Here is a 22,961-nt window from a genome sequence, read left to right as displayed (position 1 = left end):
TTGCGATTGTTTGGTATGAATTTGTTTTTCGTACTATTTCCACTCGGTATGGAATACACCTTCGCGGTCAGTACGTTCGTACTGGTGCGCGCCAAAGTAATCGCGCTGCGCCTGTACTAAATTAGTTGGCAGGGTTGCACTGCGGTAACCATCAAAATAGCTTAATGAGGCCATAAACGCCGGTACCGGAATTCCTTTATCAATAGCTATCTTAATAATATCGCGGGTATCGCCTTGTTTTGCCAGCAGGGTTGCGCCAATTTCTTCATCCAGCAGGATGTTTGGCAGGCCCGGTTGTTTTTGGAACGCCTTGCGGAAATCTTCCAGACATACCGCGCGGATGATACAGCCACCACGCCATATTTTAGCTACTTCGTCCAAATTAAGCTCGTAGTTATACTCTTTTGAAGCTACGAACAGCTGAGCCAAACCTTGCGCGTAAGTGTTTATCATGGCAAAGTAGTAGGCATTTTTAAGCTGGGCTACAAACTTTTGCTTGTCAACAGCGCCAATTTCGGTTGGGGCTACTTTTAATAATCCGGCAGCTTTAACGCGCTCGGTTTTATAGGCCGACAGATCGCGCATGGTAACAGCGGCATCAATAACCGGAACCGGAACCTGTAGGTTCATGGCATCCTGCGATGTCCATTTACCGGTACCTTTTGAACGGGCGCGATCAGACACGAAGTTTACCAGCAGCTCGTCGCTGTTATCATCTTTCTTGGCCAGAATATCAGCCGTTATCTCAATCAGGAATGATTTAAGCTCGGTATTGTTCCACTCCTCAAAAATGGGTTGCAGCTCGGCATCCTCAAAACCCAGACCGCGTTTTAACAGGTCATAGCTTTCAGATATCAGTTGCATCAAGGCATACTCGATACCGTTGTGCGCCATTTTAACATAGTTACCGGCCGAGCCATTGCCCAGGTAAGCCACACATGGCTCGCCATCAACCTTAGCGGCTATAGCTTCAAATACAGGGCGCAGGCGCTCGTAAGCGTTCTTATCGCCACCCGGCATCATGCTCGGGCCAAAACGGGCACCTTTTTCGCCACCTGATATACCCATGCCGAAGAAGTGAATGCCTTTATCGGCAAGCTCGGTAACACGGCGGTCGGTATCAGGGAAAAAGCTGTTACCACCATCAATAACAATATCGCCTTTTTCAAGAAATGGTAACAGGGTTTGTATAGCGGCATCAACCGGTTTACCGGCAGGTACCAGCAGCATTATCGCTCGCGGCGTTTTTATTGAACCTACAAATTCCTCGGCCGAGGTGGTACCTTTTACCTGCTGACCTTCTTTAGCGGCCTTTTCAAAAGCGCTCGCTTTTTCAGCGTCAACGTCCAAACCTGCGGCGGCAAAGTTATGATCAGCTACGTTAAGCAGTAAATTCCTGCCCATAACGCCTAAACCAACAATGCCAAAATCATATTGAGCCATAGTTTTTTGTGTTTTATTTTATTGTGTTCAGATTAAAGTGTTTCAATTAAGCCAAATTCGGCAAGCGCCTGTTTTGTTGTTTCAAATTTGGTATGATGTATGCCCCGTATACCCAGCGCCGCGGCCGCTTCTGTAAATACCTTACGGTCGTCAATATATATCACCTGCTCGGGCTTTACCTGCGATAGGTCGAGCGCGGAAAGGTAAATATCTTTATCGGGTTTGCGGGTATGCACAAAACACGATGAAGCAAATATATCTATCCAGCCCGTAAGACCAAACTTATCTATACGGTATTCATTCAATTCACGGCCTTCGTTATTAACGGCCACCGTTCTGAGGTTATATTTTTTCTTTAAACGACAAACCAGATCGATCATATCCTGATACGGGGCTGATTCCTCGTACATAAAATCAATAAACTGCTGCGGTGTAAAATCGCGTTGCTGATGGAAAACCAACAGGTTAACGTATTCAACAAGCGTCATTTTACCGGCCTCGTAGGCATCAAAAATTATGCGATGGCGCTCATTCATATCGGCAAAATCGAGCGAAAAAGCCTCGGCGGCTTTTTGTCTGGAATTGCGATCCCAACCATTGGTCAGGAATACGCCGCCGAGGTCAAGAAAGAGTGCCTTTACAGCGGGTTGGCTCATACGGCCACCTCCCCTTTTTTATTTTCGATGGTTTTCATCAGGCTATCAAAAGGCTTGATGAATTTCTGGATACCTTCATCCTCCAGCTTTTGGGTAACTTCGGGCAGGCTTATCTCAACTACATCCTCCAGTTGGTAAAGCACCCAGTGAGCTTCCTCATAAGTACCATCAAGGCGCGATTCCGGGTCACCATGATCGCGGTAAGCGTTCAGGGTATCAACCGGTACAGTGTTCACAGTTTCAGGGCCTATTAATGATTCCACGTAGATAACATCACTGAAAGCCGGGTTTTTAGCGCTGGTACTTGCCCACAGTAAACGCTGCGGTTTAGCGCCTTTGGCCTCAAGGGCCTTAAAGCGATCGCTTTTAAATATATCCTTATATATCTGGTAAGCGGCTTGCGCGCTGGCAATGGCTACCTTACCTAATACCTTACGTGCAGCAGAGGCTTTGGCCGGGTTATCATTGATAACAGCCTCAATTAATGGATCGACCATAGTATCGATACGGCTTAGGAAGAAACTGGCTACGGAAGCCACCTTATCAACCGCCTCGCCATTGGCCAAACGTTTCTCGATACCAGCCACATAAGCTTCGGCTACCGCGCGGTAACGGTCAAGGCTGAACAACAGGGTAACGTTTACGTTGATACCTTCGCTGATGAGTTGCTCAATAGCGGGTAAACCCTCTTTGGTACCCGGTACCTTGATCATCACATTCTTACGATCAAGCAATTTCCATGATGAACGGGCTTCGGTGATAGTCCCTTCGGTATCCTGTGCCAATGTTGGCGATACCTCTAAACTTACATAACCATCAAGCGCGTTGGTGTTTTCATAAACGCCTTTAAACAGGTCGGCGGCAGCACGTACATCTTCAACAGATATCGACAAAAATATTTCTTCGGGTGTTTTGCCCTGTTTTGTCAATTCCAGTATCGATTCATTATAATCATCGCTTTTAGCAATGGCTTCTTCAAAAATGGCCGGGTTTGAGGTTAGGCCTTTAAGCTCTCCATCATCAATTAATTTCTTTAGTTCGCCTGATTGAACAAACTTTCTTCTAATATAATCAAGCCAGATGCTCTGGCCGTAATCTGATACTCTTTGCAGTGGATTTTTCATATGCTTTAATTTTTTTCTAATGCGAGAACTTTATCCAAACGGCGCTGAAAACGCTCGCCACCATCATACTTAGCGTTGATGAACGCGTGCGCCAGTTCGGTTATTAATGATGCGCCCAATACACGGCCGCCTATACACATCAGGTTCATATCATCGTGCTCAACGCCCTGGTGTGCCGAGTAGCTTTCGGTAATAAGTGCCGCGCGGATACCCTTTATTTTATTGGCCGCTACCGATACGCCTACACCGCTGCCGCAAACGGCAATGCCCTTTTCAACCTCGCCGCTTACAATGGCGTTGGCCAGGGGCACAACAATGTCGGGGTAATCGTCAACAGCGTCATACTCATAGGCGCCATAGTCAACTATGTCATACCCTTCGCTTTGCAGCTGTTTTAAAAGCAACTGTTTTTGATCAAGACCGGCATGATCGGCCGCTATTCCAATTTTCATAGATAGATATATTATTTATTCAAGAGCGCTTTAGCCCTGTTGTATACATTATCAATAGTGAAGCCGAAGTGTGCCAGTACTTCCTCACCCGGGCCCGATTCGCCAAAGCGATCTAAACCGATAACATCGCCCTCGGCGGTAATGTATTTGTACCAGCCCAACGTAACACCGGCCTCAACAGCCAAACGTTTGTGTACTGATGGCGGCAACACACTATCACGATAAGTCTGATCCTGTTTATCAAATAACTCCCACGATGGCATGCTCACCACACTTGCGGCAACACCCTCGGCAACCAGTTTCTCGTAAGCGCCGATAACCAGTTGAACTTCTGAACCGGTAGCTAACAGTATAACTTCGGGAGTGGCTGACGAACTGGCCAGCACATAGGCACCCTTTTCGGTGTTTGAAGCGGCAGCATACTTGGCGGTATCAATAACCGGCAGTTTTTGCCTTGACAATATCAATGCTACCGGGCCATGTTGCCTTGATATTGCTATGCGCCACGCGGCAACGGTTTCGTTAGCATCCGCAGGGCGGATAACCGTTAAGTTTGGTGTGGTACGCAATGAGGTAACCTGCTCAACCGATTGGTGGGTAGGGCCATCCTCGCCTAGTGCTACACTATCGTGTGTAAATATATAGGTAACCGGCGCCTCGGTAAGTGCTGCCAGGCGGATAGAGCCGCGCATGTAATCACTAAAAGTTAAGAACGTTGCGCCATAAGTGCGAATACCGCCGTATGATGCCAAACCGTTCAGTATTGAACCCATGCCATGTTCGCGCACACCAAACCAGATATTGGTATCCTGGTAACGGCCGGGCTGAAAGCTCAAACCGCCATCTTTTGGAGTTTCGTTAGAGCTGGCCAGATCGGCAGAACCACCAATTAACCACGGGATGCTGCTACGCAAGGCATCCAACGCCTTGCCCGATGCCTGGCGTGTAGCTAATGATTCGCCTGCTTTAAACTCAGGCAGCTCCTTATCCCAACCTTCGGGCAGTTCGCCTTTAACGGCTATTTTTAGTTGCTCAGCCTCTGTAGGATAAGCTTCGCCGTATTTTTTAAATTCGTCTTCCCATTGCTGATGCAGGTCGGCACCTTTTCGGCCGGCTTCGGCCAAATGGGCTTTCACCTCGTCAGGGATAACAAAGGTTTGCTCAGGGTCCCAGCCAAAAAACTCTTTGGTTTTTTTCAGGTTATCGGCACCCAGTGGGTTACCGTGTACCTTGTTGGTGCCTTGCTGCGGGCTACCATAGCCAATAATGGTTTTTACTGATATTAATGATGGTTTATCAGTAACCGCCTGCGCGGCTAAAATAGCTTCTTCAATCGATTTCAGGTCATTACCGTCTTCAACAGTAATGGTGTGCCAGCCATAAGCATCAAAGCGGGCGGCTACATTTTCGGTAAAGGCCAGTTCGGTTGAACCATCTAACGATATCTTGTTATCATCATACAAATAAATAAGCTTACCCAATTGCAGGTGACCGGCCAATGATGCGGCCTCAGATGCTACACCTTCCATCAAATCACCATCGCTCACAATGGCATAGGTGTAATGGTCCGTATGGGTATGGCCGGGTTTGTTGTAGGTGGCGCCTATAAATGCCTCGGCAATGGCGATGCCTATGCCGTTACCAAAACCCTGACCCAACGGGCCGGTAGTTACTTCTATTCCCGGTGTTAATACCGATTCAGGGTGGCCGGGGGTTTTTGAGCCCAGCTGCCTGAATTTTTTAAGCTCATCCAACGGCAGATCATAACCATATAAATGCAGCAAGCTATATAATAATGCCGAACCGTGCCCGGCCGATAGCACAAAACGATCGCGGTTTGGCCATTTCGGGTCAGTTGGGTCGAACCTTAAAAATTTGCTCCAAAGTACATAAACCATAGGCGCGGCGCCCAAAGGTAAACCGGGGTGACCGGAGTTGGCTTTTTCAACCATATCGGTTGACAGGAAACGAATGGTGTTTACACTTAATTCTTCAATTGTGTTGTTTTTCATAGTAGTTGCTTTCAGATAAATATAAAGTTACAACTTGTATTGTAAGCTGGATGTTAAATTCACTATACAGCAGATCCGGCCTTGCCTGTTATACATACTTCACCATTCCGAAAAGGTTTGCCGGTTAGGCCGCAAGTGACAATAAAATGATGTGCATACTTACCAACTTAAGTCAGTCGCTAAAAACATGGCAGGTGTTAGGTTTTTTTAGTTAATAACAAGTTACGGTTGCATATTTACATATTTTAAGCTAATTTGTTGCCATTGTTTTAACTGATTAATAGATAATTACAACTTATTAACGTTAAAATAACATTCCGCTATTTATAAAATTAAAAAGTTTTGGCAACTCCCCTATCCTCAACCTCATTTTTTAGCCGGTACTCTGTTTGTGCATTATTAATTTGCTTAAGCCTGATCATTAATTCCTGTAAGAAAAATGGCGATAGTCCTGATCGCGACCCACGGGGAGTGACAACGTTTACACACCCAGGGATATTGAATACTACTGCCAGCCTGAATTTTATAAGTAATGATGCCAACACCGCCGGATCATGGCGCGAGGAGATGTTTGACAATACCGTTGATGGATATATTGAGCGGAATATAAACAACATCACAGCAACATACCCTGATGTAGTTTATGTAAAGGCATCGGGCAGTACACCTACCGAAAACAAGATGCGTACCGACCCTCAGCTGGCTTATGCGCTTGCATTAAAGTGGGCAAAAACGCAAGATTCAACCTACGCCCTGCAAGCCATCACCATATTAAATAACTGGGCCGATAATTTTAAGAGCATTGAAACCGTAGCGGGCACTTTTGAACAACAAAGGTATTTGGAAGCAGCTTGGGTGATACCTACGTTTGCAGCAGCAGGCGAGATCATTCGCTGGCATGGTGTTAATGACACTACAGCGAGCCTGTGGAAACCTGCCGCTATAACCAAGTTTGAAGGCTTTTTGCGTACAATGATGACCGAGTACTCGGACAAAATATTCGCGATAAACTATATTAACAACTGGTATGTAAGCGCGGCCTACGCTAAAATGGCGGTAAGTGTTTTTATAAATGATGTGGCATCGTACAATACGGGGTACGATCTGATTAAAAACATCATGCCTAAAATTATAGACAAAGACGGCACGATGCGTGAATACTGTTCGAGAGCTGATTGTGTGCACTTTCAATATACACTTACCGGCTTTACCATGGCTGCCGATATTGATAAGATACAATCAGGATCGACCGAGTTATATGAATATGGAAGCCTTTTACGTAAAGGGTACGGCTTTATGCAAAAGGCCTACGGTGGCGGCGTTAACGGCTGCGATTATTGCAACCCTACTAAAGAAGTTTACCCCGGCATAGCAGTAGCCTATCGCGCGTTCTCTAACAATAATCTTAATTATTTAACCACGTTACCACAACCCGCATTTGGTGTAAATAATGATAAGACCTTTTTAGGCTTTACCATGTACACCCACTACAATGTACCTTAATTATTTTGCGGGTAGATGCTGAGCAGCTTTAGCAACACACCATTCGTCCAGCCGAAGCCGTCTTGCAGGGGGTATTCGCCGCCGCCGGCTTTGGCCGCGTCGCCCTTAAGTTCAATATTATATTTTTCGAGCAGTTTGCCTGTTTGTTTAAAGGCGGTGGTGTTTTGTTTTATCCAGCCGGTGGCTATGGTTTTGGCCAATGCCGTTTGCTTGTAATTGCGTAAACCTATAATGGTTACGTATTGCAAGGGCGCCCAGCCATTTGGCCTGTCCCATTGCTGGCCGGAGTTTTTTAGCGTGGTTGATACACCGCCGGTATGTAAAAAGCGACTCTTTATTTTGGCTGATACCTGTTTAGCCTGAGCATTGCTTGCTATATTAAAAAACAGCGGGAATGCGGCGGCAATGGTCAGCTCGGGTGAATGTATTCTGGCTTTCCAGTTATAATCAACATAGAATCCCTGTCCGGCATCCCAGGTATATTTAGTTAAGGCTATGCGGCGGGCTTTGGCTTTGGCTTCGTAAACCGCTGCCTTTGCCTTATTGCCTTCGGCACGATAGCTTAAGGCAATAGTGGTTTCGAGGTTGTACACCAGGCAATTCAGATCAACCGGAATTAAGTTGGTAGTTTGTATGCTGTGCAGGTTTTTACCATCAGCAAACCAGCGGGTGCTAAAATCCCATCCCGATTCAGCAGCGGCGCGTATGTTGCGGTAAAACTCAGCTTTGGGTTGCTTGCTGTGCGCGGCTTCCAATACATCTTCACGGTACGATTCTTCGCGGGGCTGATCGCTATCATCCCAATAACGGTTAAGCACCTCGCCACCCTGCAATTTAATTACGTGTCTGTGTGCCTGTCCGGGTTTAAGCTTAGCGGCACCATCCATCCAAAAGGCATACTCCTTTAACAATTGCGGCTGATACTTTTTAAATATGGCATTGCCCTTAGCCCCAGCCAGCAACTTCACCATCATGGCGAAGAATGGCGGCTGCGACCGGGTTAAGTAATACGTACGGTTACCATTCGGTATATGCCCGTACTTATCTATCAGCCAGGCAAAATTATCTACCATATCCTGTATCACATCAATTTTATCGGCCTGTTGCAAGCCCAGCATAGTGAAGTACGAATCCCAGTAATACACTTCTCTAAACCTGCCACCCGGCACAATGTATGGATTAGGCAAGGCTAACAACGATGTACCTTTGGCTGTATCCGGATGGCGTTGCAGTACCGTCCACAAAGTATCAATATGTTTTACAACGCCTTTTGATGGGTCGCTTTTAAAGATATCCGTATTGGCTACCGGCTCCTGGAAGTATTTATTTACAAAAGCTTTCAAGCTAAAACCTGCCTTGCCTTTTTGTGCCGCATACTCCTTATTAATAACCTCGGCACTTGCCAGCGGCACCACATCCGGAAAGGTTTTACCATCCGCATAAATACGCTCCATTTGTATCCGGTTAAATAATTCGGGATAAAGCTGCGCGGGTGTTTTTACCTGTGCAAATGCGGTGCAGCTAATAATGCTCAACCATAATATAAATAGCTTCCTCATATTAACTATAACGACAGAATGCCGAAATTGTAAGGCAAAAATTTAAAATCGGGTGGTTAAACAGCTATATAGCTCCATAAAAACAACTAACGCCGGGCATTGCCGGCGTTGCTACATGGCTACTTCGTGGCCGGGCCGGGGGTCTTCAGGGAGTATCTCCATCTGCGGATAATCCACATACTCGGCATACCACTGTATGGCACTTACTACATCGAGCGCGTCTTCGGATGTTATGTTGATGGTTTCAAAGGCATACAACTTACTGTGGGCATAGCCAAACAGCTGTATCTCATTTTTATTGGGCGTAAATGGATCATTGCTCAGACAAAAAACACGCACCTTCAGGCCGGTATCTCTTGAATGGATAATGTCTCGGCAAGGGTCGTTCGGATCGGTAGCTAACAGATATACGTTATGGTCCATAATATTCTGTTAACAAAGCAAGTTGGGTATAGTTTCGGATATTTTTGAGGGCGATACTTATTTATTCAGTTCTGCCTCTAAAGCCTCTACTGAGAGCGATATACCCTCAATTACGTGTTGCGCCTGCAAATAAAAACCTTCGCGCTCTGCCAATTTACCGGTAATAAACTCAACCAGTTCATCACCTTTTTTGCCTTGCAACACCGGGCGAACGGTCTTGCTGTTCTCCAATCTATCGGCCAGGGTTTTGGGCGAGAGCTTTACGTAGAGGGTTTTACCGTTGTTGTTCATCCAATCCATATTATCAAAAAAACATGGCAGGCCACCACCTGTAGATACAATGACCTTTTCAGGATAATCAGCTTCCTTCAGCATAGCCGATTCCAGCTTACGAAAGGCATCCTCACCAAATGATGAAAAATATTCGGCAATACGCATGCCCACCTTTTCTTCGAGGGCGTGGTCGAGGTCAATAAACTCGTAGCCCAGGTGTGCGGCAAGCTTGCGGCCCCAGGTGGTTTTACCACAGCCCATAAAGCCGGTAAAAAATATGCGGTGCGGATTGTATGCTGTATTATCAGTTGCAGAATGGCTCATCGGTAAAATAAAAAAATTGATCAGGCGATGGTTACACGCGGATCTATCCAAACATATAGAATATCTACCAAAATATTGATCACCACAAAAATAAAGGCAATAAATAATATGGACCCCATGATGACCGGAAAATCCGACATTTCGAGCGCATCAACCGTTACTTTGCCCAGTCCGTTGTAACCAAATACATATTCTACAAAAAATGACCCGGCCAGCAGCGATGCGAACCAGTTGGCAATAGCGGTAATAACCGGGTTAAGCGCGTTTTTTAGGGCATGGCGATACACCACCGCGTTATTACTTAAACCCTTGGCTCGGGCAGTGCGAATGTAATCCTGCCCCAAAACATCGAGCATGGCATTACGGGTTAGCTGTACAATAATGGCCAGCGGGCGCAAGCCTAACGTCAGCGCGGGCAGCAGTAAATTTTTGATGGTGATCACCTCGCCCCTGAACGGATCATAACTATATAAACTGCCCGACATATTAAGGCCGGTATACTTGTTCAATACAAAGCCAAACAGCCAGGCGATGATGATACCGGCGAAAAATGAGGGGGCGGAAATACCTAATGTAGATAAGCTGATCAGCGAACGATCGATCCATGAATTTTGATGCAGCGCACATAAAACGCCTAAAAATACACCAAGCGCTATAGCGAATACCATTGCCGAGGCGGCTAACAACAAGGTATTAGGCAGCACATCCATCAGCAAGGCCGATACATCCTTATGGGTTTGGTATGAGCGGCGCAGATAAGGCCATTTTAATGCCAGCACTTTATTGCCCCACACGGGTATCAGCTTAAGGTAATCATAACGCTGCTGCTCATCGGCACTGTTAACGTGCACACCAAGCGGCGACAGATCATTCAGATAATATAAGAATTGAACCGGCACAGGCTTATCCAAACCGAACTCCTTGCGTACGGCTTCCAGCGATTGAACATCGGCACGCTGCCCCTGCGTCATGCGGGCAGGGTCAACCGGTAATATATTGAACAGAAAGAAAACCACTACCACTATGCCCAGCATTACTGCCATGGCATACCCCGTTTTGCGGATGAGGTAGTTGATCATTTTTCTGTTTTATTCCTGAAAGTATGCTTTTACCAATTCATCGTAAGATGGCATGGTATGGAAATGCCATTTGTTGATCACCGTGCCATTCTTCAACAACATTACACCGGGATTAGCGCGAACCATACTTTTAAGCGGCACGGCATCAGCAAAGAAAACTTCGGTGTATAGTTTGTAACGTTTCTCCAACTCCAAAACATCCTGTGCCGAGTTCGAGGTTATCATTACGCTACGTACGTTGTAGTTTTCGGTCAGATTCAACGCGATAGTACTCAGTTTTTGCAGGGCTTCGTCATTAGTATGACCCAAATCGTAAGCTACAATAATAAGGTTGTAGAACGGATTACTGATGATCTCCTGCGTGTAATCATTGCCCTGCATATCGGTAATATTCAGGTCGACTATTTTTGGTGTAAAACCTTTTTTAACCAGTTTGCTTTCGGGGTTGCCTACAACTTCCCAGTTATTATCTTTCCAGATGCCGGTTCTCATGTACTCCTTATCGGTCATGGTTTTGGTTTCGCCGGTAGCCTTATTTTTCAGATTATAGGTAAGCTCGTACTCGTCGGGCTTAGCACCGGGGGGCACCTTCATTTCATCGGGTAGGTTAGCGCCTATGTTGTAGGGCAGAAAATCTATCACCGGTAAAAAGTTATAGGTATAAAAACCGACGCCTAACGCCAACACAGTAGCGATAGCCAAGGCGACATCGCCGGGTTTACGGCTAAACAAAGGTTTTATTTTATCCGGATTAAAGAACAGTACCAGCGTTAACAACAGCAATACCAGATCTTTACCGAACGACTCCCACGGGGTAAGCGGAATAGCATCGCCAAAGCAGCCGCAGGTTTGCACCACCTTAAAAAATGCCGAGTAAAAGGTAAGGAAAGCGAAGAAGATTATAAGCAGCAGCAAGCCCCAAACTGTAGCGCGGGCACGGGCGCCTATCAGCAGTGCAAAGCCCATGATCATCTCGAGAGCGCAAAGCAATACGGCAATACCTACTGCCAGGCTATCCAGAAAAGTGATGTGGAATACCTCGAAGTACTCGATCAGCTTGTACGAAAAGCCCAGCGGATCATTAGCCTTGATCAACCCTGAGAATATGAACAGCAGGCCAACCAGTATGCGGCAAACCCACACTAATACATTCTTCATTTTACCTCCAATTTTATCAGCGCGAATACAGCATAGTTAAGCATATCCTGGTAGTTGGCCTTTACCCCTTCGGATGCAAGCGTTTCGCCCTGATTGTCTTCTATCTGTTTTACACGCAGCAGTTTCATCAGTATCAAATCAGTTAACGAGCTGATACGCATATCGCGCCAGGCCTCACCGTAATCGTGATTTTTGGCGAACATTAGTTCCTTGGTTTCGTTCACGCGCTCGTTAAATAACACACCAACCTCGTCGGCAGGCAGCTCAAGCGGGGTTTCGTCCGTGCAATCCAGCTGCATCATGGCAATAACGCAATAGTTTACTATGCCGATGTACTCGCCGGTAATATCATCGCCTACCTTTGATATCTTTTTTTCTTCGAGCGTACGGATGCGTTGGGCCTTAATAAATATCTGATCGGTGATGGATGAGATACGTAAAATACGCCATGCGGTGCCGTAGTCGCGCGTTTTTTTGATGAAAAGATCCCTGCAAAGGGTTATAACTGCGTCGTATTCTGCTGCGGTGTTTGTCACTAAGATGTATGGTGCATTGCTGATACTGATAGATTGCAGAGCGCACCGTTCTCACATTGCTCCTATAAGGTGTCTATCAATTAACGGATAAATACTATTTGCAAAGATATAAAGTAACTTTACATCCTCTAATGTTTAACATACTCCCCTAAAATAATGTTAAAAGATACGTTTTTTAATAAAAAGGATAGCATAAATGCAGGCGGCAGACTTATTGACCTAAGCACGCCAAAGGTTATGGGCATCATTAACCTCACGCCCGACTCATTTTTTGAGGACAGCCGTAAACCCGCCGTTGCCGATGCCGTGCAACAAGCCGAAAAGATGATGGCCGATGGCGCTACCTTTCTTGATCTGGGTGCCTACTCATCACGCCCCGGCGCTGCCGACATCAGCGTGCAGGAGGAAACAGACAGGCTTACCCCTGCTGTAGAAGCTATTGCTGCTGCTTTTCCGCAAGCTGTTATATCTATTGATACCTTCAGAGCATCTGTGGCCGAGGCTGCCGTAAAAGCGGGTGCGCATATAATTAATGATATATCGGGCGGGCAACTGGATGCCGATATGTTTGCCACCGCAGCCCGTTTACAGGTACCTTATATATTGATGCACATGCGTGGCAATCCACAAAACATGGCCACGCTAACTGAGTATGATGATATGTTTGGCGAGATATTCGATTACTTTGTTGACAAATACCACCAGCTAAAGCAGTTGGGCGTTAACGATGTGATATTAGACCCCGGCTTTGGTTTCGCCAAAAAAGGCGAACAAAACTTTGCCCTGCTAAAGCGCATGGATGAATTTGCCCCGTTGGAATTACCGATACTGGCAGGCGTATCGCGCAAGCGAATGATCTACGGACTGCTGGGCAACACCGCCGCCGAAGCCCTGAACGGCACCACCGTAATCAACACCATAGCCCTTACCAAAGATGCCGATATTTTACGTGTGCACGATGTTAAGGAAGCTGTAGAGGCGGTTAAGTTGTGGATGGCGGTGAACCCCTCCTAATTTTCCCCGAGGGGAAGGACTTTTAGAATAAAAAATTGTCATTTCGAACGAGGTACGAGGAGAAATCTGTGCGCGTGATTATGAACGCAGGCAGATCTCTCACTATCGTTCGAGATGACAAGAAAAAAATATTTCTACTTCAAATATTCCCCATCATTCTTAGGATAACCTTCTTCGTCGAGGTCGTCGCGGTCATCTTCGGGGGTGCGTGATATGGCTTCGTCAACCGGGTCAACTTCGGTTATGCGGCCGCTATCAATGTGCATACCCAGGTTGTCTACATCCTTTTCAAGATTCTCGTTCGGTATGTATTCGTCTACCGCGTAAGGGTTGGCCTCATCATAGGTCGAATCAATATCGTTGCCAAATTTTGATGAGGTATTATATGGGTCGGGATGATCATAGTCGGGGTCTTCGCTGTCAACGTCGTACTCAAAACTGTCGGCATCTTCATTAAATTTCAGATCCTCAATGTCGGTCGAGTTGTTTACATCTGTATCACGGTTGGTATCCGCATCCAGATCATTACGCAAGTCGTTATCGTTGTCCGCGCTGTCATCATTAAAGCCCGGATATTGTTTTTTAGCGTCCATAGGTTATAGTTTTAATACAACTAAATAACACTAAAAACCCTGCCAAAGTTTTAAGCCCAATAAGATTACCGTGCGCTACGCTATCAATTATTATTGATAGGTTTACGGTATGAGGTTAAGCCGCCTATAGAGAACTTTACGCCCAGGGTGATCTGTGTCCATACATCCTTGCGCGAACCGGCTTCAAAACCATCCAGGTTATCGCCGGTCATTAAATTTATCTGATAGCCAAGGTCAATTTTTACGGCAGGCTCGTTATAACTGTTAAATATTTTGTACTCGTAACCCAGCTTTAGCGGGACATAAAACTCGGTGCTTTCATCCTTACCCGGTGTGTAAAAGCCCGATATGGTGTTTGAGTAGCGCGATACTTCCTTTATACGGTTTGATACCAGCCCCACCCCTACCGAGCCGTAAAAGTTTTTGAGCACATCCATTACCGGGCTGCCTGAATAATCAATAAGCTCACCGGCCTGCAACTGCGCCCGGAATGTACCGGCTATAAAATTGTTTTTGAACTGCCTGCCCGAGCGGTAAGCAATGGAATCGCCCCCTTTTAATGATCCGGCCTGAAACTCCACAATGTAGTTTAAAAACGGTGTAGCATTGTAAGTATAATTTATATGGCCGGATACGGTTGAGGTTGTTTTTTCGGCATCGCCGTATACCTGGTTGTTGCTGATGCCAAAACCAAGATCGTGCTGACTGAAATTATAACCAAGTTGTGCTTTTGCCGTAAAGGTTGCCATGGCAAAAAACATCGCAAGTAATAATATCCGGGTAGATGTTATTATCATTATGTGGAGCTTTGTGGTAAAGTATTCAACCCCTTAAACGGCAGAACACTAATTATAGTTTGGCTTAAAGGTAAATAAGCACAGGCATATTTTATAATCGATTGCGCTAAGTATTAAAATAGTTATTTATTTAAAACATCGTAATGGGTATTTTATATATTTGAAACCTTTAAAAAAACCTAATAACAGATAGTTATGTCAAAAATTAAAGTAGAAAACCCGGTAGTTGAACTGGATGGCGATGAAATGACCCGCATTATCTGGAAATTCATCAAGGATAAACTGATTTTCCCGTATCTGGATCTGGATATAAAATATTTTGACCTGGGTATTGAGTACCGCGATCAAACCGACGACCAGGTTACTATTGATGCCGCTAACGCCATTAAACAATATGGTGTAGGTATTAAATGTGCCACCATTACGCCTGATGAGGCACGTGTTGAAGAATTTGGCCTTAAACAAATGTGGAAATCGCCAAACGGAACTATCCGTAATATATTAGATGGTACCGTTTTTCGCGAGCCTATTGTAATGAGCAACGTACCGCGCCTGGTACCTAACTGGACAGCCCCTATCTGTATAGGCCGTCACGCGTTTGGTGACCAATACCGCGCTACCGACTTTTTAGCTAAAGGCAAAGGTAAGCTAACAGTAACTTTTACCCCAGAGGATGGTAGCCCGGAGCAATCATACGAAGTATATAACTTTAAAGGCGACGGTGTGGCCCTGACCATGTACAATACCGACGAATCAATAAAAGGCTTTGCGCACGCTTGTTTTAACCAGGCGCTGATGAAAGGCTGGCCGTTGTACCTGTCAACCAAAAACACCATCCTTAAAAAATACGATGGTCGTTTTAAAGATATTTTTGAGGAGATATACCAAAGCAATTACAAAGAGAAGTTTACCGCTGCTGGTATTACTTATGAGCACCGCCTGATTGACGACATGGTTGCCGCCGCCCTTAAATGGAACGGTAACTTTGTATGGGCTTGTAAAAACTATGATGGCGACGTACAGAGCGACACTGTAGCACAAGGCTTTGGCTCATTAGGTTTAATGACCTCTACACTGATCACTCCTGATGGTAAAACTATGGAGGCTGAGGCTGCACACGGTACCGTAACCCGCCACTACCGCGATCACCAGGCCGGTAAGCCAACATCAACCAACCCTATCGCGTCAATTTTCGCATGGACCCGTGGTTTAGAGTTCCGTGGCAAATTGGATGGCAACCAGGAACTGGTTGATTTTTGCCACACCCTTGAGCAGGTTTGTATTGAAACTGTTGAGAGTGGCAAAATGACCAAGGATTTAGCTATCACCGCTAAAGCTAAGGTTGAGCACGGTGTTGATTATCTTTACACTGAGGAATTCCTTGCCGCTATTGATGAAAACCTGAAAGCTAAATTAGGTAAGTAATTACAGCACAATAATTATATTTGAGCAGGCCGCGATATTTAATATTGCGGCCTGTTTGTTTTTATAATTATATTTAAAACCATGAAACCTATACGCTTAAAACATTTGTTCGCACTTTTTGCCACCCTTATTGCAGGCACAGGCTGTGTACGTAATAATTGTGGTAATGTGGCCTGCTTTACCCCGGCACCGGCTATTGTGTTTGAGCTAAGAGATTCCATTGGTCGGGACTTGCTTAACCCGGCAACGCCCAATTATTATGATACAACCAGGATCAAGGAATTGAACAATGGCAACGTAGGCATCGTACCCAAAGGATCAGGCAAAAATCCCAGCAGGATAAAATTAGGGTTCAGTACCCCGTTTGGCGGACAAACCAATTTAATTGTAAAGCTTAACAGTACCGATCAGGATACCATATCAGCGGCAAACCGCGAATTGCAGCAGGATTGCTGTACCTCATTTGAAACCACGGCCTTTAAATACAACCAGCAAAATTTTACCGACTCGTTAAAGAGCGGCTATTTTGTGGTGGTGAAAAAGTAACTATTAAAAGTAGATATAGTTTAAAAAGCAATTATTAGAACACGCCTTTAATATTCAGGCCAAACATTATACCTCCTTTCAACAACACGGTAGAAGTAGTAGCAACAAATAATAGTAATATTGGGAGAAATATTACAAATCCGTATAAAATAATCTTGTTTAATATTTTTGTCTTATATTTCTCTGACAGTCTGAATATTAATCTATTTTTAATATAGATAGCATACACAGCAGCAGTGATGCTAACCATAACCAAAATTACTGTCACAGACATTGCTATTTTATTATAGTTGATACTGTTCGCAAAATAAATCTTGTTCAAAACCTCACTAACCGAAAGGTATATGCAAAAAAGCACAAAGAAATAGATTGTACTTATATACATGGTTATACTAAATATCGGCGAATCACCTTTTCGTTGATATTCATCAAAAAGTTTAGCAAATAAAAAATTCATAATGCGATAAAGTTTCAGGCCACAAAAATACAAGCTTAGGCCATAATCTCAAATTAATAAATATGGCGTTTGAGGTTAAATACAGGGCTTTAAACACGCAATATTTAAAGTAAATAATTCCCTTTTCGGTATTTACTGATAACTTAGCGGCCAACAAACTTTAAGATCATGTCAACACTATATCCACTAAAATTTAAAACCATCTATAAAGACAAAATCTGGGGTGGTCAAAAAATCAGGACTTACTTAAATAAAGATTTTGGCAGCCTGCCAAACTGCGGCGAAACCTGGGAAATATCAGGCGTAAAGAGTGATGTATCGGTAGTAGCAAACGGCGCGCTTGAGGGTCGCTCATTAGCCGATTTGCTTGAGGAATACAAAGGCGAACTGGTAGGCGAAAAGGTTTACGAGCGCTTTGGCAACACCTTCCCGCTGCTGGTTAAGTTTATTGATGCCAATGAGGATCTTTCAATACAGGTTCACCCTGATGATAAACTGGCTAAGGAGCGCCACAACTCATTCGGTAAAACCGAAATGTGGTATGTTATTGAGGCCGATCAGGGCGCTACGCTGATCACCGGCTTTAACCAGGAAGTGAACGAGCAGGTTTATCTTGAAAAATTCACCAGCGGCCACCTTACCGATATCCTGAACCGTGAGGATGTTACCGCGGGCGATATTTACTTTTTACCTGCCGGCCGTGTGCACACCATTGGCGCGGGCTTACTGATAGCCGAAATTCAGCAAACATCAGACATTACTTACCGTATTTACGATTTTGACCGTGTCGACGACAAAGGCAACAAACGCGAACTGCACGTTGAGGAAGCCTTAGCCGCTATTGACTACAAGTTTTACCCTGAATATAAAACAGCTTACGAGCACACGCCAAACAAGGCCGTTGAAGCCGTTACCTGCCAGTACTTCACCACCAATGTGCTTGACTTTACCGAAGGCACCACGCGCGATTACAGCAGTATCGACTCGTTTGTGATACATGTTTGTGTGGCCGGTGCATACACCATTAAGTACGATGGCGGTACGCTTGATGTTAAAATGGGCGACAGCATTTTGCTGCCAAAAAACATCAATAACGTTGAAATTACTACTGAGGGTGGCTTTAAAATATTGGAAAGCTACGTTCCGTAAAAAATATTTCAGCTGCCTTACAGACAGTTAACCCGTACTGTAGATGTTTTTTCAAAAAAAGTTTTCATAAACAAAAAAACAAGCTACATTTGCAGACCCAAAAACGGGAGCGGTGCCATAGCTCAGTTGGTAGAGCAAAGGACTGAAAATCCTTGTGTCGCTGGTTCGATTCCAGCTGGCACCACTTAAAAGGCTTTCTGAACATTCAGGAGGCCTTTTTTTATTATCAGGGGACAGTATAGGGGACAGTTCTGTAAAATTCGATAGTTACTTACTATGTCTTTAGCTCCTTTCTTTAAGGTTTAAATTCCAACTAATTTAACGATAACTACTGCAACTTGTGCGAGTGTTTAAGTTTTTCCTACATAACGTTTAATGTTTTAAGTGAATAAATAATTATAAAGCTCTTACAGGTTTTAGATGGAACTAAAAGCAAGGAGGAACGAAATAAATGTTGGGTTGTGGAGAGGTTGTGTTTATGTCGTAGTTCCTTGCATTGTGTTCGAGATAAGCCCTAACTTTGCTGCAATAATTATTCTTCACTCCTACAGTAATTTATAACTTTATTCATTTTGGGGTTCAATACAATGAATAGTCATCTCAATTCTATAAAAGGCAAATGGAGATTGGTTTATTTCCATCTAGTCAAATGAAAAATTTATATACCAGTGAGATTAAAGAATTTAAAAGCGCTGGTTAAACTACAAAGCTGAAAATACAAGAGCCAGTGTCCAAATTAACACAATCAGATAGAACATTGCCCAGCGTATAGTTTGCACGTTGCCTATCTTTGTGATCGGGTGACCGTCTGCCTTTCCAGGAACAAAGTGAATATGGATATGTCTTTCAATAGCTTGAATATATGCTGATGATCTGTTTTGAAAAGCTCGATGATGTTCTGCAAAGATAACCCAAAACAACATTAGAGATATAGATGCTAAGGCTATTGGAATAACGCTCAAAGGAGGCGCATCTTTAACAGTTGCAAGCCCAGCCAATGATAAGGGAATTAATATTGATGCGGTTGACCATATCCTATTGTTGTCTTGCAGAAACTTTTCACTATAGTGTGAATGCAACTGCCTTAACCAATTATGATGTTCCTCTGCTGGCACAAATTCTAAGAAATCACTTAGCTCTGCGATAGACTTTTGTATTAGTGCTTCTGTTTGAGGTAACCTACTATTTGTGGCCATTATTATGAAATTAGATACTTTTAATGTCTACAATTTATCAAAAGATATCTCTCAGTATTGCCTTATTGTTTAAATGTATAACAATCTGTATATCAAATTGGCAATTAGCTATATCGAGTGATTACTATGCATTAATTTTAGCATTAATGCACGACACTGGAAGGATTATTTAAGCATCACAAAGCTATATAACAAGAAACGCCAAGCTATTAATCCTGGCGTTAAACTTGATCTTATTTTGAATCCTGTCTGAAAACAAAGTCTAATAAAAAGTTTTAATTCATTTTAATTTGAAAAATTAACTGTGATTACAGCATATATTTAGGGTTTATTTATCAATATTTATTTACTATTCATTACATTGAGCATTAGTTTTATACCATTTACATCCTCCAATGTCAAGATCATCGATATAAACCCAAATGTATCCATATCTGCATTCTTGTCGACCGCAAGGCTCTCCAGGCTCTATGATTAAATTATTATTCAATATTTCTTCTTCAGTTGCTTGTACTGCTTCATAAGCTACACCATTGATCTTAATGTGTTTCATGACTTTTTTTGCTTATTGTACGATATTATACTCGAATTTATAATCTGATGCAGTCCAGTGATGCAGGCCGATAATAAATGCCGTATTCGGTAAAATTTCAACACATCCCTCTCTATCACGTTTCCAATCACGGATGTCGGTATCATACCAAATTATTTTATAACACAAAACTCCAGACTTACCTCCCTCATTTCTGTAAACAAAATCCGCTCTGTTTCCTTTTATATTGATTATTGCGGAGCTTATTTTCGCTGTTTGCGTAACAGCTGTCTCAACAGGTTTTGGGTTTGAAACAGATTGGGTTATTGGTAGAGGCATGTCACAACCGCATTCTTCTCTAAATTTATTGTCGAGATTAGACTTTATCGCATAAACCTTTATGTTACTGATATATACGCTAGATGGGTTTCCAACGTCACCATGGCCTGTCAAATATAAATTATGGCCTATGATTCTTGCAGGAACTTGAGAATCATATTGTTTAAAAATAGGCTCAAATCGAAACCTGCCATGTCGAACTATTTTTTGTTCAAAGAACAATTTACACACTTGCCATCCTTCTGGCAACATGAGCGGTATTTTTTCATTGCAGTCATACTTTGTATCACCACCACTATTTCTAGAAGAGCACCACAGAGTACCAGAATGATAGAAAATCATTTTATTAGGGTCAATTATTTTTATTGTTTCTCCACCTGGACGAATAGTACATCCTCCTTCAATAGTTTTCATATAGAATTCTTCTAAAGTCGGCTTATATTTCGCGTTATCAAAAACTTCGCCAACAGATACAGATCGTAATGAGTCCTGCATTTTGATGCCTAGCCATTGGAATTTAATATCGTGCTTAGTTACTATAGGCAAAGACTCCATAATCATTCTCCTACCGCTATCTGTTTTACATAGCACCTTCCATTCTTGTGGAACAGGAACGCTATCAGTAATCGCAGTCTTCATGAGCCAATCATCCTGCGCCTTCGCCGACCTTCCGAAAAGAACTAAAATGGCAACAATAATATATATGTAAGTTAAACTTCTCATATTTAAATCTAATGGATTGTTTATATATCTGATTGCCAAAGATATATGCTGTATATAATTATGTATAACTATCTACTTATTGCATAAAATATTCCAATAATGTGTAAGGTGATATTGTTATAGTTCAGGATTAATGGTAATTAAGACGATTAAATAGCCTGTTTAAAACAGGCTTCCTTGTACACCATTGATAACAACGCTTGACTTTACAGGCACAAAAGGCTTGTCGAAAGCTTCTTTAGCTTTTAAAGGCTTAAGCCAGATATAGCTATTTTCGGGTTTGCTGAACTCCATGAAGTAAGGTTGATGATAGCCAGCAACTAAGGTGGTGTTCACTTTGTAACCTGTGTAAAACTCATTGCTAAGCGTATTCATGTGCGCTATCTCACCTGTAAGTGAGTTAAGTAGCATATTTACAAGAGCCATCTTACAACAAGTGATATCCAGGTCTGCACCGTAGAACTTTGCATGTCGGTTTAACTTAGCTGCTGCAAGTAACATCCTACCACTACCACAAGCCGGGTCACAAACTGTCTGACCATCTTCCAAAGCACCAATGGTTATCGCTGACATCATATCACAGATTGGTTCAGGTGTGAAGTACTGACCGTTATGGCCATTGGATATAGCTTGCATGAACAGTTCGCCTAAAGGGTCGCTAAAGTTCTCTGATAGATCACCTATCAACTTTATAAGTTGAACAAGCTTGTCGGCCTTCTTATGGCCTCTATAGGCTTCTAATGATGTACGCTGACTGGCAGAGTCATTATGCAACTTAAAAGGTAGTAGCATCCAGTCGAGCATATCTACAAATGCTGTGTGTAGGGATTGTCCGTAGGCAAAGCGTTCAAAGGCAGTAAGCAGTTGTTTAAAGTCTGTCATAACAGTAAGTTTTAAGTTCGAGTGAATTCTCGAAGCAGACTCACTGCTGGACAGCCACACTAAAGGCAAGGTGGAGATAGAGTAATTGTGGAGGCTCCCGAAAGGGATACCCAATTACGATATACTACCTTGAACGAAGTAACCTGTGTGTTGGATGGATCAGCTAACTTTGGGGAGAAAATTAGCTCATCTTCCCTCGGTCTTCAAAATAACCTTATCACCAATCTTAGGGTAACCGACAAGATGTGTTTTGTAGATATATAACCTGCGTGTGCTATCACCTAACATAATAGTATCCTGATACTCCTCATACTTCCCACTATTAAATTCTAATGTAGAACCATCGCCAATTTCAAACATGCTGTAAGACGTATCTCGCTTATCTAGCAACACTTCAAATTGCTTCCCATTTTGATTGAAGTAGAAAGTGTCGAAATGGGTTCGATCGTAATAAAGGAACCATGTATAGAATAAACTGTGAAATACCAATGAAGCGACTACGCTATTATAGGCGAATGCCTTACCAATCACTCTATAATTAGTGCTATAGTATATGACGAGCCCTATGATAAGATTAACAATGAAGATTGTAGGAACAATTAATAACTCAGCAATAGACACATCTGGTGTTGCATCCATCCACCAAATAAAGGCAGCCAACAAGCCAACATCAATTACAAGTAGTGTAATTAAAGCTTTGAGTAAATGTTTATTAACTTGCACTTAGCTAATATTGGGATATTTCAAGAAATATAACCTTGAAGCA

General features: G+C 43.4%; 23 protein-coding genes and 1 tRNA gene. 6 read left to right on the top strand and 18 right to left on the bottom strand.

The genetic code is table 11. The features are described from left to right. Nucleotides 1–33: 33 nt before the first annotated feature. The 5 genes from gndA to tkt are packed head-to-tail and all read right to left on the bottom strand — an operon-like array spanning nt 34 to nt 5,687. Complete coding sequence (gndA, locus tag IM792_RS06265; RefSeq protein WP_194100984.1) at nt 34–1,443, bottom strand: NADP-dependent phosphogluconate dehydrogenase; 1,410 nt, start codon at nt 1,441–1,443, stop codon at nt 34–36. A 32-nt stretch (nt 1,444–1,475) separates the two neighbouring features. Then, entirely contained in the window at nt 1,476–2,099 is a 624-nt protein-coding gene (locus IM792_RS06260) for an HAD-IA family hydrolase (protein WP_194100983.1), read from the bottom strand. After that, a complete protein-coding gene (gene tal, locus IM792_RS06255) occupies nt 2,096–3,223 on the bottom strand; it encodes a transaldolase (RefSeq protein WP_194100982.1) in 1,128 nt (375 codons plus the stop codon). Before tal ends, IM792_RS06260 begins: the two co-directional genes overlap by 4 nt. A gap of 5 nt (nt 3,224–3,228) precedes the next feature. Continuing rightward, complete coding sequence (locus IM792_RS06250) at nt 3,229–3,675, bottom strand: RpiB/LacA/LacB family sugar-phosphate isomerase (protein ID WP_194100981.1); 447 nt, start codon at nt 3,673–3,675, stop codon at nt 3,229–3,231. 11 nt (nt 3,676–3,686) lie between these two features. Next, a complete protein-coding gene (tkt, locus tag IM792_RS06245) occupies nt 3,687–5,687 on the bottom strand; it encodes a transketolase (RefSeq protein WP_194100980.1) in 2,001 nt (666 codons plus the stop codon). 498 nt (nt 5,688–6,185) lie between these two features. Here tkt and IM792_RS06240 point away from each other — a divergent pair, with 498 nt between their 5' ends. Next, a complete protein-coding gene (locus tag IM792_RS06240; protein WP_194100979.1) occupies nt 6,186–7,190 on the top strand; it encodes an alginate lyase family protein in 1,005 nt (334 codons plus the stop codon). Here the strand turns inward: IM792_RS06240 and treF are convergent. The 6 genes from treF to IM792_RS06210 form a co-directional block, all read right to left on the bottom strand. Continuing rightward, entirely contained in the window at nt 7,187–8,749 is a 1,563-nt protein-coding gene (treF, locus tag IM792_RS06235; RefSeq protein WP_194100978.1) for an alpha,alpha-trehalase TreF, read from the bottom strand. The two genes, IM792_RS06240 and treF, sit on opposite strands and share 4 nt — an antisense overlap. 111 nt (nt 8,750–8,860) lie before the next feature. After that, nucleotides 8,861–9,172, bottom strand: coding sequence for a hypothetical protein (locus IM792_RS06230; protein ID WP_194100977.1), 312 nt, complete (start codon nt 9,170–9,172; stop codon nt 8,861–8,863). 57 nt (nt 9,173–9,229) lie between these two features. After that, nucleotides 9,230–9,769 carry a shikimate kinase gene (locus IM792_RS06225; RefSeq protein ID WP_194100976.1) on the bottom strand — a complete coding sequence of 180 codons (540 nt, stop codon included), beginning with the start codon at nt 9,767–9,769 and terminating at the stop codon, nt 9,230–9,232. 20 nt (nt 9,770–9,789) lie between these two features. Continuing rightward, the gene (locus IM792_RS06220; protein WP_194100975.1) at nt 9,790–10,848 is read right to left on the bottom strand and encodes an ABC transporter permease; all 1,059 of its coding nucleotides are present in this window, start codon (nt 10,846–10,848) and stop codon (nt 9,790–9,792) included. A gap of 9 nt (nt 10,849–10,857) precedes the next feature. Then, on the bottom strand, nt 10,858–12,006 hold the full coding sequence (locus IM792_RS06215) for a BT_3928 family protein (RefSeq protein WP_194100974.1): 1,149 nt from the start codon (nt 12,004–12,006) through the stop codon (nt 10,858–10,860). After that, entirely contained in the window at nt 12,003–12,542 is a 540-nt protein-coding gene (locus IM792_RS06210) for a DUF1599 domain-containing protein (protein WP_194100973.1), read from the bottom strand. Before IM792_RS06210 ends, IM792_RS06215 begins: the two co-directional genes overlap by 4 nt. 156 nt (nt 12,543–12,698) lie before the next feature. Here IM792_RS06210 and folP point away from each other — a divergent pair, with 156 nt between their 5' ends. Further along, a complete protein-coding gene (gene folP, locus IM792_RS06205) occupies nt 12,699–13,556 on the top strand; it encodes a dihydropteroate synthase (protein WP_194100972.1) in 858 nt (285 codons plus the stop codon). Between the two features lie 134 nt (nt 13,557–13,690). Here folP and IM792_RS06200 read toward each other — a convergent pair whose 3' ends face one another. Then, the gene (locus tag IM792_RS06200; protein ID WP_194100971.1) at nt 13,691–14,149 is read right to left on the bottom strand and encodes a hypothetical protein; all 459 of its coding nucleotides are present in this window, start codon (nt 14,147–14,149) and stop codon (nt 13,691–13,693) included. Between the two features lie 83 nt (nt 14,150–14,232). Then, nucleotides 14,233–14,946 (bottom strand): hypothetical protein, encoded by a 714-nt coding sequence (locus IM792_RS06195; RefSeq protein WP_194100970.1) that lies wholly within the window; start codon nt 14,944–14,946, stop codon nt 14,233–14,235. 195 nt (nt 14,947–15,141) lie between these two features. Here IM792_RS06195 and IM792_RS06190 point away from each other — a divergent pair, with 195 nt between their 5' ends. From IM792_RS06190 to IM792_RS06175, 4 genes are all read left to right on the top strand, one after another. Next, the gene (locus IM792_RS06190) at nt 15,142–16,371 is read left to right on the top strand and encodes an NADP-dependent isocitrate dehydrogenase (protein ID WP_194100969.1); all 1,230 of its coding nucleotides are present in this window, start codon (nt 15,142–15,144) and stop codon (nt 16,369–16,371) included. Between the two features lie 81 nt (nt 16,372–16,452). Next, nucleotides 16,453–16,917: a hypothetical protein gene (locus tag IM792_RS06185; RefSeq protein WP_194100968.1), complete on the top strand. Its 465-nt coding sequence runs from the start codon at nt 16,453–16,455 to the stop codon at nt 16,915–16,917. Between the two features lie 625 nt (nt 16,918–17,542). After that, nucleotides 17,543–18,523 carry a type I phosphomannose isomerase catalytic subunit gene (locus IM792_RS06180; protein ID WP_194100967.1) on the top strand — a complete coding sequence of 327 codons (981 nt, stop codon included), beginning with the start codon at nt 17,543–17,545 and terminating at the stop codon, nt 18,521–18,523. Between the two features lie 111 nt (nt 18,524–18,634). Beyond that, nucleotides 18,635–18,707, top strand: a tRNA-Phe gene (locus IM792_RS06175). Between the two features lie 517 nt (nt 18,708–19,224). Here IM792_RS06175 and IM792_RS06170 read toward each other — a convergent pair. The 5 genes from IM792_RS06170 to IM792_RS06150 all read right to left on the bottom strand — a co-directional run bounded on the left by IM792_RS06170 (nt 19,225) and on the right by IM792_RS06150 (nt 22,918). Beyond that, on the bottom strand, nt 19,225–19,719 hold the full coding sequence (locus IM792_RS06170) for a hypothetical protein (RefSeq protein ID WP_194100966.1): 495 nt from the start codon (nt 19,717–19,719) through the stop codon (nt 19,225–19,227). A gap of 349 nt (nt 19,720–20,068) precedes the next feature. Continuing rightward, nucleotides 20,069–20,272, bottom strand: a complete 204-nt coding sequence (locus tag IM792_RS06165) for a hypothetical protein (protein ID WP_194100965.1) — start codon at nt 20,270–20,272, stop codon at nt 20,069–20,071. A gap of 12 nt (nt 20,273–20,284) precedes the next feature. Then, nucleotides 20,285–21,313: a hypothetical protein gene (locus IM792_RS06160; RefSeq protein ID WP_194100964.1), complete on the bottom strand. Its 1,029-nt coding sequence runs from the start codon at nt 21,311–21,313 to the stop codon at nt 20,285–20,287. A gap of 162 nt (nt 21,314–21,475) precedes the next feature. After that, on the bottom strand, nt 21,476–22,195 hold the full coding sequence (locus IM792_RS06155) for an N-6 DNA methylase (RefSeq protein ID WP_194100963.1): 720 nt from the start codon (nt 22,193–22,195) through the stop codon (nt 21,476–21,478). 186 nt (nt 22,196–22,381) lie between these two features. Next, a complete protein-coding gene (locus IM792_RS06150) occupies nt 22,382–22,918 on the bottom strand; it encodes a DUF4040 domain-containing protein (protein WP_194100962.1) in 537 nt (178 codons plus the stop codon). Nucleotides 22,919–22,961 lie beyond the last annotated feature (43 nt).

The organism is Mucilaginibacter sp. JRF (genome assembly GCF_015223065.1).
In the GTDB taxonomy this organism is placed as follows: domain Bacteria; phylum Bacteroidota; class Bacteroidia; order Sphingobacteriales; family Sphingobacteriaceae; genus Mucilaginibacter.
This window is presented reverse-complemented; position numbering and strand designations above follow the sequence as displayed.

Coding starts and splice junctions, on each gene's coding strand:
- gndA (WP_194100984.1), bottom strand. CDS start 1,443: ATGGCTCAATATGATTTTGGCATTGTTGGTTTAGGCGTTATGGGCAGG.
- IM792_RS06260 (WP_194100983.1), bottom strand. CDS start 2,099: ATGAGCCAACCCGCTGTAAAGGCACTCTTTCTTGACCTCGGCGGCGTA.
- tal (WP_194100982.1), bottom strand. CDS start 3,223: ATGAAAAATCCACTGCAAAGAGTATCAGATTACGGCCAGAGCATCTGG.
- IM792_RS06250 (WP_194100981.1), bottom strand. CDS start 3,675: ATGAAAATTGGAATAGCGGCCGATCATGCCGGTCTTGATCAAAAACAG.
- tkt (WP_194100980.1), bottom strand. CDS start 5,687: ATGAAAAACAACACAATTGAAGAATTAAGTGTAAACACCATTCGTTTC.
- treF (WP_194100978.1), bottom strand. CDS start 8,749: ATGAGGAAGCTATTTATATTATGGTTGAGCATTATTAGCTGCACCGCA.
- IM792_RS06230 (WP_194100977.1), bottom strand. CDS start 9,172: ATGGACCATAACGTATATCTGTTAGCTACCGATCCGAACGACCCTTGC.
- IM792_RS06225 (WP_194100976.1), bottom strand. CDS start 9,769: ATGAGCCATTCTGCAACTGATAATACAGCATACAATCCGCACCGCATA.
- IM792_RS06220 (WP_194100975.1), bottom strand. CDS start 10,848: ATGATCAACTACCTCATCCGCAAAACGGGGTATGCCATGGCAGTAATG.
- IM792_RS06215 (WP_194100974.1), bottom strand. CDS start 12,006: ATGAAGAATGTATTAGTGTGGGTTTGCCGCATACTGGTTGGCCTGCTG.
- folP (WP_194100972.1), top strand. CDS start 12,699: ATGTTAAAAGATACGTTTTTTAATAAAAAGGATAGCATAAATGCAGGC.
- IM792_RS06200 (WP_194100971.1), bottom strand. CDS start 14,149: ATGGACGCTAAAAAACAATATCCGGGCTTTAATGATGACAGCGCGGAC.
- IM792_RS06195 (WP_194100970.1), bottom strand. CDS start 14,946: ATGATAATAACATCTACCCGGATATTATTACTTGCGATGTTTTTTGCC.
- IM792_RS06190 (WP_194100969.1), top strand. CDS start 15,142: ATGTCAAAAATTAAAGTAGAAAACCCGGTAGTTGAACTGGATGGCGAT.
- IM792_RS06185 (WP_194100968.1), top strand. CDS start 16,453: ATGAAACCTATACGCTTAAAACATTTGTTCGCACTTTTTGCCACCCTT.
- IM792_RS06180 (WP_194100967.1), top strand. CDS start 17,543: ATGTCAACACTATATCCACTAAAATTTAAAACCATCTATAAAGACAAA.
- IM792_RS06170 (WP_194100966.1), bottom strand. CDS start 19,719: ATGGCCACAAATAGTAGGTTACCTCAAACAGAAGCACTAATACAAAAG.
- IM792_RS06165 (WP_194100965.1), bottom strand. CDS start 20,272: ATGAAACACATTAAGATCAATGGTGTAGCTTATGAAGCAGTACAAGCA.
- IM792_RS06160 (WP_194100964.1), bottom strand. CDS start 21,313: ATGAGAAGTTTAACTTACATATATATTATTGTTGCCATTTTAGTTCTT.
- IM792_RS06155 (WP_194100963.1), bottom strand. CDS start 22,195: ATGACAGACTTTAAACAACTGCTTACTGCCTTTGAACGCTTTGCCTAC.